Origin of the sequence: Paenibacillus mesotrionivorans, assembly GCF_046098205.1 — a bacterium.
GTDB classification, from domain to species: Bacteria; Bacillota; Bacilli; order Paenibacillales; family NBRC-103111; genus Paenibacillus_AR; species Paenibacillus_AR mesotrionivorans.
This window is the reverse complement of the sequence record NZ_JBJURJ010000008.1, coordinates 91612-103693: the sequence shown is the minus strand read 5'-3', so window position 1 is coordinate 103693 and position 12082 is coordinate 91612. Positions and strand designations below refer to the sequence as shown.

The following is a 12082-nucleotide window of genomic DNA, read 5'->3' as shown; positions in this document are numbered from 1 at the left end:
AACACCGTATTCACGCGTCGGGCCTGAAGGCCCTTGGTCTGCAAGAGGCATTTCGGGGAAGTGGAATCAGCAGACAACCTCTGCGAACCTAACTGCGTTGCGGCCGGTCGGGAGCCAGTTGCGCTTATGGTTCTGTGCTTTCCTTAAGGTTCTCGGGTTCGTGAATACAAGAACGTTATGTGTAATTCCCCAATTACGATTAAATTCAAAAAACATTTTAGTAGGTGATTTCGTGGGTGAGTTGTACATCCAGGAATGCTTGACCGTAGATGTTGATTTGGAATTATTAGCCGCGTTAAATAAGCAACTTATTGAAGATGAACAACACGACAACAAAATGAATTTAGACGAATTGAAAGATAGGATGAAGACCTTCCTGAGAACAGACTATAAAGCCTATTTTTTTAAGGAACGTGAAGAGATTAAGGGCTATGCTCTAGTTAACCATAACAGACAACCAATATATTTGAGACAATTTTTTATATGTCGTGATAGTAGAAGAGGCGGGTATGGGAAGCTAGCATTTCAGAAATTGAAAGAACTATTAAATACAGATGAGATTGATATTGAAGTAATGCATTGGAATGATAGAGGGTATAGCTTTTGGAAGACAATGGGATTTAAAGAAAGAAGTATTTATTTGAGACTTGACAAGAATGAAGAACTTTAAGAATTTTTAAGGCGTATGCATAGAAGTGGGGAACTTCACATAACACCGTATTCACGCGGCGGGCCTGAAAGGGCCTTGGTGCTAGAAGCGGTTCGGCAGTTTGCCTGAACCGGCTGCGCGCACAACCCTGCAAGGCTAAGTCTTCGACACGGTCCTAACGGACCTTAAGCCTCTCGGGTTCATGAATACAACGACGTTATGTGAAATAACATGAAGAGATTAAATTACAGATAATCAAAAGGTCATTAGAAAATATTTACCTTTTGGGGGTAATCTACAGTGGGGAAATGGTATCATGGTAGCCCAGCGAAGATCACAGAGTTGAGGACAGGAAGTACTATAACAAGGCACTATAATTTGGCTTGTATTTTTTCACATAAGCCTCTAATAGTTTCTATTAATGACGAAGGAATTATTAAACATAATGGAAGAGAAAAAGGCTTGCTTTATATAGTTAATGAACCAATAGACATAATAGAAGATATCGAGCCACATCCAAGAACCACGATGAGTAAAGAGATGGAATGGATAACAAAGAGAGAACTGAAATTAAAGTTAATAGAAGAAATTGGAGAACCCAATATTGAAGATATACTAACTGAAGAAGAAATTAATGTATTGAGAAAGATGAAAACTTGAACAAAACTCAGAAAGCAACCTCGATGAAATCATGTTACTTCACATAACACCGTATTCACGCGGCTGGCCTGAAGGCCCCTGGACTGCAGGAGATATTTCGGGGATGCGGATTCAGGCAGATAGCCCTGCACTGGCTAAGTCCGTCGGACACGAACTGGAGCCCCATAAGCCAGGAGGGTGCGTGAATATAGCAAGGTTATCAGAAAGATACGCAAATAATTAAAACAATATAAAGTAGAAGGAGAAGATTGTACATGGATGCAGAATCTGCAGGAGCTTATTTTACATTTTTTCCAATCTTAATTATGCTTTTTAATCTTGCATTAGCTGGAACAGGGATATATTGTTTAATTCTATTTATTAGGTTAGCACACAGAGGGATCAAGGCACTCGACATATATATTGAAGATAAGACAAATGGAAATAAATAATGGGAAAAGACATATATGAAAAATTAATTATACATAAATTTGAATGACGCAGTTAGAGAATTAATTAAACACGTTTAGATAGATTTAATCAACATTTTGATGAATGCGTATCCATCCGATAACACCGTAATCACGCGATTGGCCTTATAGCCCTAGATTTGCAGAAGTTTTAGGAAGCTGAATTAGCAGGCACCCCTGCACTGGCTAAGTCCGTCGGTCATAAGCCAGTGAGGCTTCGTGAATACAACAATGCTATAAGAATTCCGCCTAGAACCGGAAAGCCTAGAGCAAATTCTAGGTGCTGTATTCATTCACGGCAAAGAAGGGGAATGGTATGGAGAAATATTGGAATCACAATACTGCTTTCACGATGAATTAGTTGCTGATGTAAAGATACGCGGTGGACGAGTGTTCGACATAGGTTGCGGTGACGGGTTATTACTCCATCGACTTGCCCCGTTTGCTGAGCAAGTTGTAGGAATTGACCCTCATAAAGAAATCATTTCACGCGTACAAGAGAGACTTTCATCGGTATCAAATGTATCTTTAATATACGATGACTTTCTTACAATGCAAATTAGGGAACGCTACGATACTATCATCTGTGTTGCGACTTTGCACCATATGGATGTAAGAGCTGCGCTGTCAAAAATGCACCAAATACTCGCACCGGGCGGGCGAATTTTGATAATTGGGTTAGCAACGAATAAATCCATTATGGATTATATAATATCGGGACTTTTATTACTTCCAATCCGTCTTATGGATAGAGTTCATGGAGGGATGAAAGTTATAGGTGTGCGAACTGCAGAACCAAAAGAATCTTTAGGTGAGATCCGCCAAGTAGCTCACGGAATCCTTCCAGGGGCAATAATCAGACGTCGTTTTTATTACCGGTATTCTTTAGTCTGGAATAAACCAAAGGATGCAAATGAGAACGGTATAAAATAGTAGATTTAATTATTAAAGTAAGAGGAATGTTAAAAAGAGGTAGTAATTTCAAAGAAGGCGCTGACTTCTTATAAAACAGCATGGAGCCGCGGGCGACTCCATATGGGAATTCGCGAATGCGAGGAACATTATATGAAAGACTCTTGAAGGGGAATACATATGATAATCAAAAAGGATCAAATTATTTTAAGAGACCTTCAAATCGAGGATATTGATGATTATGTCCGATGGTATACAACGGATACGGAATGGATGAACTGGGATGCTCCTTGGGAATGTAAAGATGGAATAAAGATTGATGAGATGATGACGAATATCAAAAGACGTATTAATCAAGGAACCAATAAATCTCGAAGCAGATTAGAGGTATGCTTGGAATCAGGAAAACATATCGGATGGGTAACATCATACTTCATCAATGGGGACCCCAAGAAAGTAGCAGTCGGAATAGATATTCCTGAGGTATGTTATAGAAGTCAGGGAAATGGAAGAATAGCATTAGAATGTTGGATTGACTATTTATTTGCAGAACGCGGGTTATTAAGGCAATATACACAAACATGGTCAGGAAATTTACAAATGATGAATTTAGCAAAGAGGCTAGGATTTCAGGAAATTGAAAGAAGAATCGGTATACGGGAAATAAGAGGAGACAAATATGATGCAATAACATATGAAATAACAAAAGAAAGACTTTTTGAATTTCGATAAAGTTAAGTTCTTCATATAGTTACCGTATTCACTCGGCGGGCCCCGATGGCACTGAGTATTTGGAATGGCTCGGAAATTTACCTGGACGAACTGCGAGCACAACCCTGCGAGCATAAGTAGAGGGAGTCAATCATTAGTCACCAGCCTACCAGGCATAGTGACGAAGCCCACCGATCTTATCGGATCTTAAGCTACTCGTGCTCGCAGAAGTACACGTAGTTCTCTTGAAAGCACCGTATTTAATTTTCAATATCTTCTTGGATAAATGTTTAAGGAGTAGAACTACAACTTCACATGGGGTTCAGGAATATGAAAATTTATAAACATAAAGTAATTCAAATTATTGGGAGTCTCATCACAGCACTATATGTACTGGTGCCGATGGGAATAGTGACATCAAAGAAAATTTATTTTTTTACTACTTTGCCTGGAAGCCTTTTATTATGGTATGGAACTTGGATGGAATATAAAATGGAAAAGCATAAAAAAAGGGATAAAAACTAAATGCAAAGTCCCGAAGACCCCATGAGAAACCAACACCGTAGGCCCTTAAGCAGAAAACCCCTAAAGATCATTGTAAAATAAAAAGGATGAATCACAATATGAATTATGTACATGATAACGAGATAATATCCTACCAGGTTGAATTAGCAAAGCATTGTTGAGTATCCCACATCCTTATTTTTTGAACAAAACGCCAAAATACTTGACGAACGAAAGAATCATTTTTGGCCTATATATTACAAAACCATAGAAGAATTGGATGCCATATTAATAAATGATAAATATACGTACTACATTATATATTCAGCCTATGGACTAAACGGGTGGATTTTAGCAAAAGAAATTGAGATAAAGAAAGGTAAGGAATGACATTGAAAAATTATTATAAACCAACATTAAGTTATGTAGGATTATGTTTGGTCACTATAACAGCTGTAGCGCATCTATGCTTTAAGTTTGCTAGGACTTCAGATGTTGGATTAAGTATTCTATTATCACTTGTTAATGCACTTTGTTTAGTTTTTACCTTGTTATGGGGCATTATGGGAATATTTGAGCTGATTAAATTATTAAAATTACAAATGAATAATAAAAGGCAATTCAAAAATGGAAGCATGCATAAAGATGATTACATGAATAAATCAAAAAGACTTTATTTTTGTTTGATTATAAACGTTAGCTATTTATTCTTTTTCTTGTGTCAACTCGTATATGTTATTTATAACTTTGATGAAGTAAATGTTTGATGTTTGAAGTTTGATGTCAGGTATTAAAAGTGGTCATATTAAGTATGCGCTACATTCACGCGACGGACCTAACGGCTAGTGAATTAACAACGCTATCCATATTATTTGTCATAATTTTTAATATAATAAAAGCCAAGGGTGAGTTCATGGATGCCGGAAATGGATTTTTTTACAATCTTGATTACAAAACAAGGGACAGTTTATTGAAACTAGAGATAAATTGGGAAGATAAGGCTATGACTAGACGAATAATTCGATATGAGCCAATTAAAATTGACGTATTAAAAAAATTAATCGAAATGAGGTTTATAAACCTTGAGGAACAACAGAATAATGCTCCAAAGGTACAGGATTTTTATGAATTCTTAGTAAGGTATCCAAATGTGCTTGTATATGGTTATGTTGTTTCACCATTTCGCAAAGACTATAGAGTTTCGATCGAAGGGATGATAGTAAATGATCAAGACGTAGACAAGTTATTGATGGAGGAGTTTTTGGAATTTAGTAAGACAGCAGATCAAGTTCGGATTGATGAAGGATTAGTATGCTGGTGGGATTAATAACGAAGTACGTTTGAACTTATTAAAGTCACACTCAAGCCGGTCAAGAAATGGTTTAAGCCTCGCGCGACTTCAAACGACTCCCCCTAGACACACTGACTAAACCGATCTATAATCTTGAAAACAATAATACATAATCCGTAATACTCTAAAAATAGAATCGGTTAAAAAAGAAAAATCAGGGGAGTTAAGATTGTTACTGCCTAACAGGCCTTATCGTTATGTGATAGACCCTAAGGAATATGTAATTTATAACCGGGAGGTAAAAATGTACGAACCTAATGATGATGACATTAAGATACAAAGATCAATTCTTGATGATGAGAGAGAACACGTTTGTAATCAGGTTCTTTTTTAATAACAAAAATACCATATATGGATTTGTCGCCTTGGGTGAAACAGGTTTCACTCAATATGGTCTTGATATAATTGCTGCAGGGGTCTCGGCACTAATCATTAATACAATACACAGCATAAAACATTTAACAAAAGATCATGTAGAAGCTGAGATGCAGAAAAATTACTCAACATGTATTTTACCAGAGCTACAGACGAAAAATCGGGGGAGTAAAGAGGCAATAACATTGTTAAAGTCGCTAGAAATTGGAATACATAGCATACAAAATACGTATGGGGAGAAATATATAACATTAGAAAAGTTATATGAAAAACAAAAAACAGGATTATTTAAAATATTTAAGTGAGTTGCATGCTCTTCGATGATGATTTTTTCGAGGTGCGGAATAGTAAGAATCTTGTGCCGACTAAGTTCGTTGGACCTGACAAATACCCCTTAAGCCTTTGAGGGGGGGAATACAAGACCGTTAGTCGGAACAACATTAAGGAAGGTGAAGAATGAAAAAATTTCAAGTATCAAGTATGATAGCAATCCTAATTCTATGGCTAATAGCTAGGGTGTTTCTTGAATTACAATTCGTTGGATTTTTTTCTGATGCATCAGCTCCCATTTCAGCGGTTGTGGTTCTTTATGTTGCTGCAGTCATCCTCATGGTTTTTATTTATCTCCTACCTAAAGTGCATTCTGATCAATTATCAAATCTAGGAATATTGATAGTACTCCCGCTTTTCTTGCTATCTATTCCTGCCTACTTCGATTTTGCAAATAAACATGTGGTTCAATGGAACGAATCAAGGAGGTTACAAGAATACTATAAAAATGTTGAGAAAACAAAAACGTACTATAAGGGAGTCTTAAAGCAAGAATTTACATATGACGAAATCATATATTACTCCGATAAGTCAACCATCTATTCTTTTAGTACTACAGAAACTCCTTCTCTTGAGCATGTCAAGTATTTGTTAAATACAATAAAGCCTGTTGATCATCTAAATATTATTGTGCGTTTGTTCAATGAAAGTGAAAAGAGTCATTGGACTATGCGATTTGATAAGAATAAACAAATAGTCAGATGCGAGGAATCATCTTTATTTTTAGGTGGAAATATATATGCCAGCCTCTGTAAGTAGAGACTGCGGCATTGAATTACTGATTTACGCCGCGGCGGCCTGACGGTATTGGTCCTATAGAGTGTAATTTGCCTACGTGCAAAATTTACTTTATCTGCAGAGGCTTTTCGAAGAAGTGGATTCAGCCGATAAACCTGCACCGACTAAATCCAATGGACGGGGTTAACAACAATAAAACCAAAGGATTGATAACAATGATATTAGAAGTAGCCATATTGCAAGTGAAAACTGGGTTAACAGAAGAGTTCGAGCAGAATTTTAAGATAGCTTCGGGAATCATCTCAAAGATGAAGGGCTACGTTAATCATGAAATACAAAAATGTATGGAAGACACCAATAAATATATATTATTAGTACACTGGAATACTCTTGAGGATCATACCATTGGATTTCGAAAATCAGAGGAATACCAGGAATGGAAGAAATTATTACATCCCTTTTATGATCCATTTCCGACAGTTGAACATTATAAAAAGATCGATCTTAATGAAGCAGCGGAGCCACCTGTATCTATAAGACGAGGAAAACCCAAAATAAATAACACAAAGTGAAAATAATAGGTAATACCTTATTCCATTTTCATAACGGTGATTCAGATGAGGTTAAAGTTCATTTTGGATTATTGTTACTTACAGATTACCTAAGTCAATTTTGCTCAACGATTTCAATAGATGAAGTGAAAACTGGATTTTACGATATATGGATGAGAAAGATTGAATCAAGAAAGGTTACTTTAACTGAGAAATATTGATAGAACTTCGTAATAGAGGGTATCGGCTAGGCGTTATTTCAAATACTTGTTACTTTGATGACGTTATGAAGCATTGCTTTGAACGAGCTAATGTATTTGACTTATTTGAGACTTACACCTTTAGTTATGGAATAGGAATTTGTAAACCGAGATTAGAGATTTTCCAAACAGCTCTTTCCAAGATGTGTGTGGATTCAAGTGATTGCTTAATGATCGGGGATAACTATAAAGTGGACCTGGAACCAGCACTCGAACTTGGAATGAAGGCGATTTTATACGATCGTATGAGTTCTCAGAATGATAAAGAAGTAATGAAAGTAACATCAATTAGAGAATTGCTTGCATATTTGTAATGGATTATCCGAGTAATTGTGCACATTTTGAGCCAAAGGGAGAGCTATATGGAGACCATTATTTATATGGTTAGGCATGCAGAGTCACCATATACGGAAGGAAACGAAAGAACCAGGGGCCTTACCCTAGAGGGAAAGAAGAATGCAGGGAAAATCACTGAACTATTAAAAGATGAAGGAATTAATATAATTATATCCAGTCCCTATGCTCGAGCCATTCTAACCGTAGAAGGGCTAGCGGAGGCATTAGAATTAGATATTCAGATTTTTGAGGATCTTCGAGAAAGGCACTTTTCAGACTGCATAATTACGGATGAAGAGTTTATGCCGGCTATGAAGAGGATGTTTGATGATCCCACTTATGCATTGCCAGGTGGAGAGTCTAACACTGTTTGCCAGAATAGATCAGTTGGAGTGATTACATATATCTTAGAAGAATATAAGGGGAAGAAGATTGTTATTGGAACACATGGGAATGTAATGACATTGATGATGAATTATTTCGATTCGACTTACGGATGGGATTTCCTGAATCAAACAAAGAAACCAGATATCTATAAATTATTTTTTAAAGATTTAGAATTAAAAGAAGTAAAAAGATTGTGGTATGAGTGAATTCCGCGGGGTGAGATAATGAATCAAACAATTAGAAGAGCCAATATAGACGATCTTGACTTCATTGTGAGAACTGATTTATTAAATGAAGGTTACACTTCAAATAGTGATGTTATGACTATTGAAGAAGTTGATAGACACACACAAAAACTAAAGCAATTTATAGTTGATGAAGAAAAGGGAATATTAGTTTTAGAGGATGCAGAACAAAACGGATGTATAGGGTATATTATGTATCGCATAAGTAATAGGGACAATCCGTATCCTTGGAAAACTGCGTTTAGTGAATTGGATCGCAACCTTTTTCAAGAAGACGGACGTTTTTTAGAAATATACAATCTATGGGTGAATTCAGAATATCGTAGACAAGAGTTGGCAACATTCCTTAAGAAAGCGATCGAGATAGAGGCTAAAAAGCATAGTGTAAGCCTAATCTATACTCATACAGAAGCAGAAAATGAACATGTTATAGAATTAAATAGAAAGCTCGGATATGTAGAAGTGCGTCGTGGAAGAATTTGGGATCAAGTAATTCGAGTAAGTTTAATAAAACACATTTAAGAGCTAGATATCAGTTAGGAAGATGGGGATTTCATTGTAGAACCTTGGTTTTGGAGAGGCATTGAGGGGATATGACTAATAGGATGTGATTTATTGAAAGTAATTTATCTTGTGCGCCATTGCGAGGCGGTTGGCCAAGCACCTGAAGATTCTTTGACAGTGCAGGGTCAGGAAGATACCGTCCGATTAATTGATTTTTTTAGGGATAAGGATATTGAAATGATAATATCAAGTCCATTTGTAAGGACCATAGAGACTATAACCCCATTTGCTAACACTATTGAAAAGGAGATATTAATTGATGAGCGATTGAAGGAACGGGTATTAAGTACAACTGACTTAGAGAATTGGATGGGTAAACTGGAAGCAACTTATCGAGATATGGATTTGAAGTTTGAAGGTGGAGAATCCTCAAACGAAGCAATGAGGAGAGGGATTGAAGTTATAGAGGAACAACTAGAAAGGCCGGAATCGAATATCATTGTAGTTACGCACGGAGCATTATTATCCTTGATTATAAGGCATTATACAAAGGAATTTGGTTTTGAGGAATGGAAAAATCTGAAGAACCCAGACATATATAAGCTAGAAATAGATACTCGAGGGGTGAGGGTAGAGCATTTGTGGAGGTAGTACGAAGAAGCGGACATCAGTACATAAGGTCGTATTCACGCGGCGGGCTGGCGACCTTGTTCTAATAGAAGGATTTCGGGGAAGCGGAATCAGCAGACAACCCTGCAAATTTTAAGTGACGGCGCCAAATGGCCATCACGGGAACGTTAAATGCAATTGAGGTAATCCTATTTAAGGGGGAAAGTCATTGACAAAAAATGAAATCGTTATCAAACACTTACGTTTTGTCTCATTCATTAAATTTAATGCAGCCATTTCAATATCATTCGGTAGCATCTTAGGTGTTATATTTGCAATAGCTTCTATGTTTGGCGGTAATGTTAAGACAACATGGAATGGAAGGGAAATTACAGGAATAGAGGAAACCATCTTTAATTTACTCGGACCCCCTTTGTTTATGTTAATATTTGGCGTCATCTTTTCAGTACTTTTATTTCTTCCTATGTGGCTGGCTTTGAAGGTTACGAAAGGAATCCATATTCAAGGAAACTTTATCGTGAGAAAAATTGAGGAAGAGTCTGCAAAGTTAACTGAAAGTGCAGAAACCAATCAATTGAATAGAGTCAACGATAACGAGTGAAAATGAAAATATTTTTGATTGTTTGAGAAGAGAAAATAAAGAATCAGATGAATCCATGAATATAAGATGGATTTCAGTAGGTCAGAAATTAGCAGATAACCCGACACAAGCTTGTTACAAACCCATGTAACGATAATGTAAACCGATATTGGGATGGTGATTGTGATGAAAAGCATCTGTTATGTTGTTTTGCCCGATGATTTATTAACGAATGATAAAACGGTTTATGACTTTCTGAAAAACCACATCGCTGTTTATAATTCCGAGCTGGAGGTTGAACCTTATAAACAATTCTTTTCAAAAGAAGAAACATTAGAAATTGCAAAACGAAACGGATTTCATCATCTGGACGAATTTGAGGAACACCTGAAGGTTCATGGAAAGGATGAAGGTATAGAGAATGGATTATATTTCTGGATTACCACGTTTAATCTACAAGGGCGTTGGGACAGCTTCCGGTTGGATGGTATAGAAAAAGGATCTGATTTGATGAAGGAAGTATTGCCGTATTCTGTGGTCACTCCGGATGGGATGTGGCATTCTGAGCAGGATTTCGGGTATAAGCCGATTTTAGATTTCGAGAACCAATTTAACCAGCATCCCGCTAATATCGAACCCGAAAAAAAGTGGATGGAGTTTTTGGAAGGCTTTTTTCAAGATTATCGTGGTAAAAATATGGCTGTGTTGCAGGTGCATTCATAGGGGTACGGGTGAACAATAAATAGGGATAGCAGGTGAATCCTATGGCGGGTCTTTAGTCCGGGGAATTATTCATAAACGTGTTTCCCAGGTTGACGGTCTTCTCTTAATCTGCCCAGCAGCAGGAGGAGGAGGTGCGGAGTAAGAAGTATTGGAAAAAGATGAAGGGCTGTTAAATACGATCCAAACTAAACGGGTATGGTGAGAGAGGATGATTGAGTTGCACACGGAGATCAATCCCTTTTGTAAACAGATATGCAAGGATGTGAACATGGAAGCTTTATACCCGGTGGTCAACTGTAAGGCGGAAAATATAAAAATGATCATGATTTCAGAAGCCATCCCTCAGAAAATGCAGGATTATTTTTATAGCGGAGTTCATGCTACGTTTTTTCAAACAACGCAAACGGCTTTTGCGGATGCTGGATTGAAGATAGAGCATCCCGATGAATTACTTGATAAAGGGATTTATTTGACAACTGCTATAAAATGCACAAAAAAAGACTATTTGGTCTCCGCGGAGACCATTAAGAGCTGCAGTTTTCCTCTTGAGCAAGAGATAGACTTGTTCCCCAATGTCCGTGTGATCATGTGTATGGGGGATTTCGCCATTAAGGCGGTTAATTACATATTCAAGCGGAAAGATGGTGTGCGGGTCATTTCTGCCGGTTCAACTTATAAGATCCGCAACCAAGAATACATCCATAAAGGAATAAGGTTTTATCCTTCCTACACGCAGACGGGAGATAGCTTTAATATTGAAAAAAGCAAACGAACCATGATCGCTCAGGATATTCGAAGTGCTCTCGATCATGTAAATCAATTTTCTTGATGAAAATGCAGAAATCCTAAGGAGAATGATGCATCGCATGAAAAAGCTCATTTTCATTTGCGGAGCTAATGGTATAGGCAAATCGACTGTCAGTAAAGCACTTCATAGTCACCTGCCAAATTCGGCTTGTATCGATAGTGAGCATAAACCCATTTGAGTTAACCACGACACCATCGAACTTTTCAAAGCAAATATTAGCGCGTTGATGATAAACAGTTTTACATGTGATTTTATCGAAACGGTCATATTCCCGTACGGATTTCATGGACCGCGAAAGGAAATCTTTGATTCGGTTATTCAGCTTTTGGGGAATAGTAAAATTGAATTTGAACTTCACCCCGTCATTCTGGAGTGTGAG

The 12082-nt window shown here is 37.2% G+C and carries 16 protein-coding genes; all 16 read left to right on the top strand.

Annotated features, from left to right (window positions below):
* Window positions 1-232 precede the first annotated feature (232 nt).
* Window positions 233-670 (top strand): GNAT family N-acetyltransferase, encoded by a 438-nt coding sequence (locus ACI1P1_RS13690; RefSeq protein WP_416216957.1) that lies wholly within the window; start codon window positions 233-235, stop codon window positions 668-670.
* Between the two features lie 279 nt (window positions 671-949).
* Window positions 950-1309, top strand: a complete 360-nt coding sequence (locus ACI1P1_RS13685; protein WP_416216956.1) for a hypothetical protein — start codon at window positions 950-952, stop codon at window positions 1307-1309.
* A 254-nt stretch (window positions 1310-1563) separates the two neighbouring features.
* Window positions 1564-1740: a hypothetical protein gene (locus tag ACI1P1_RS13680; protein ID WP_416216955.1), complete on the top strand. Its 177-nt coding sequence runs from the start codon at window positions 1564-1566 to the stop codon at window positions 1738-1740.
* A 345-nt stretch (window positions 1741-2085) separates the two neighbouring features.
* On the top strand, window positions 2086-2691 hold the full coding sequence (locus tag ACI1P1_RS13675) for a class I SAM-dependent methyltransferase (protein ID WP_416216954.1): 606 nt from the start codon (window positions 2086-2088) through the stop codon (window positions 2689-2691).
* Window positions 2692-2850: 159 nt separating this feature from the next.
* The gene (locus tag ACI1P1_RS13670) at window positions 2851-3402 is read left to right on the top strand and encodes a GNAT family N-acetyltransferase (protein ID WP_416216953.1); all 552 of its coding nucleotides are present in this window, start codon (window positions 2851-2853) and stop codon (window positions 3400-3402) included.
* Between the two features lie 1294 nt (window positions 3403-4696).
* Complete coding sequence (locus ACI1P1_RS13665; protein WP_416216952.1) at window positions 4697-5212, top strand: hypothetical protein; 516 nt, start codon at window positions 4697-4699, stop codon at window positions 5210-5212.
* A 281-nt stretch (window positions 5213-5493) separates the two neighbouring features.
* Window positions 5494-5916, top strand: coding sequence for a ribosomal-processing cysteine protease Prp (locus ACI1P1_RS13660; protein WP_416216951.1), 423 nt, complete (start codon window positions 5494-5496; stop codon window positions 5914-5916).
* Window positions 5917-6067: 151 nt separating this feature from the next.
* The gene (locus tag ACI1P1_RS13655; RefSeq protein WP_416216950.1) at window positions 6068-6700 is read left to right on the top strand and encodes a hypothetical protein; all 633 of its coding nucleotides are present in this window, start codon (window positions 6068-6070) and stop codon (window positions 6698-6700) included.
* Window positions 6701-6894: 194 nt separating this feature from the next.
* Window positions 6895-7251 carry an antibiotic biosynthesis monooxygenase family protein gene (locus tag ACI1P1_RS13650; RefSeq protein ID WP_416216949.1) on the top strand — a complete coding sequence of 119 codons (357 nt, stop codon included), beginning with the start codon at window positions 6895-6897 and terminating at the stop codon, window positions 7249-7251.
* Between the two features lie 196 nt (window positions 7252-7447).
* The gene (locus ACI1P1_RS13645) at window positions 7448-7804 is read left to right on the top strand and encodes an HAD family hydrolase (protein WP_416216948.1); all 357 of its coding nucleotides are present in this window, start codon (window positions 7448-7450) and stop codon (window positions 7802-7804) included.
* A 48-nt stretch (window positions 7805-7852) separates the two neighbouring features.
* Window positions 7853-8419: a histidine phosphatase family protein gene (locus ACI1P1_RS13640; protein ID WP_416216947.1), complete on the top strand. Its 567-nt coding sequence runs from the start codon at window positions 7853-7855 to the stop codon at window positions 8417-8419.
* Window positions 8420-8437: 18 nt separating this feature from the next.
* Entirely contained in the window at window positions 8438-8980 is a 543-nt protein-coding gene (locus tag ACI1P1_RS13635) for a GNAT family N-acetyltransferase (protein WP_416216946.1), read from the top strand.
* 93 nt (window positions 8981-9073) lie between these two features.
* Complete coding sequence (locus ACI1P1_RS13630) at window positions 9074-9613, top strand: histidine phosphatase family protein (RefSeq protein WP_416216945.1); 540 nt, start codon at window positions 9074-9076, stop codon at window positions 9611-9613.
* A 187-nt stretch (window positions 9614-9800) separates the two neighbouring features.
* On the top strand, window positions 9801-10193 hold the full coding sequence (locus ACI1P1_RS13625; protein ID WP_416216944.1) for a hypothetical protein: 393 nt from the start codon (window positions 9801-9803) through the stop codon (window positions 10191-10193).
* 162 nt (window positions 10194-10355) lie between these two features.
* Window positions 10356-10895 (top strand): hypothetical protein, encoded by a 540-nt coding sequence (locus tag ACI1P1_RS13620; RefSeq protein ID WP_416216943.1) that lies wholly within the window; start codon window positions 10356-10358, stop codon window positions 10893-10895.
* 268 nt (window positions 10896-11163) lie between these two features.
* The gene (locus ACI1P1_RS13615; RefSeq protein ID WP_416216942.1) at window positions 11164-11724 is read left to right on the top strand and encodes a uracil-DNA glycosylase family protein; all 561 of its coding nucleotides are present in this window, start codon (window positions 11164-11166) and stop codon (window positions 11722-11724) included.
* Window positions 11725-12082 lie beyond the last annotated feature (358 nt).

Coding starts and splice junctions, on each gene's coding strand:
- ACI1P1_RS13680 (WP_416216955.1), top strand. CDS start 1,564: ATGGATGCAGAATCTGCAGGAGCTTATTTTACATTTTTTCCAATCTTA.
- ACI1P1_RS13670 (WP_416216953.1), top strand. CDS start 2,851: ATGATAATCAAAAAGGATCAAATTATTTTAAGAGACCTTCAAATCGAG.
- ACI1P1_RS13665 (WP_416216952.1), top strand. CDS start 4,697: ATGCGCTACATTCACGCGACGGACCTAACGGCTAGTGAATTAACAACG.
- ACI1P1_RS13660 (WP_416216951.1), top strand. CDS start 5,494: ATGATGATGACATTAAGATACAAAGATCAATTCTTGATGATGAGAGAG.
- ACI1P1_RS13655 (WP_416216950.1), top strand. CDS start 6,068: ATGAAAAAATTTCAAGTATCAAGTATGATAGCAATCCTAATTCTATGG.
- ACI1P1_RS13650 (WP_416216949.1), top strand. CDS start 6,895: ATGATATTAGAAGTAGCCATATTGCAAGTGAAAACTGGGTTAACAGAA.
- ACI1P1_RS13640 (WP_416216947.1), top strand. CDS start 7,853: ATGGAGACCATTATTTATATGGTTAGGCATGCAGAGTCACCATATACG.
- ACI1P1_RS13635 (WP_416216946.1), top strand. CDS start 8,438: ATGAATCAAACAATTAGAAGAGCCAATATAGACGATCTTGACTTCATT.
- ACI1P1_RS13615 (WP_416216942.1), top strand. CDS start 11,164: ATGGAAGCTTTATACCCGGTGGTCAACTGTAAGGCGGAAAATATAAAA.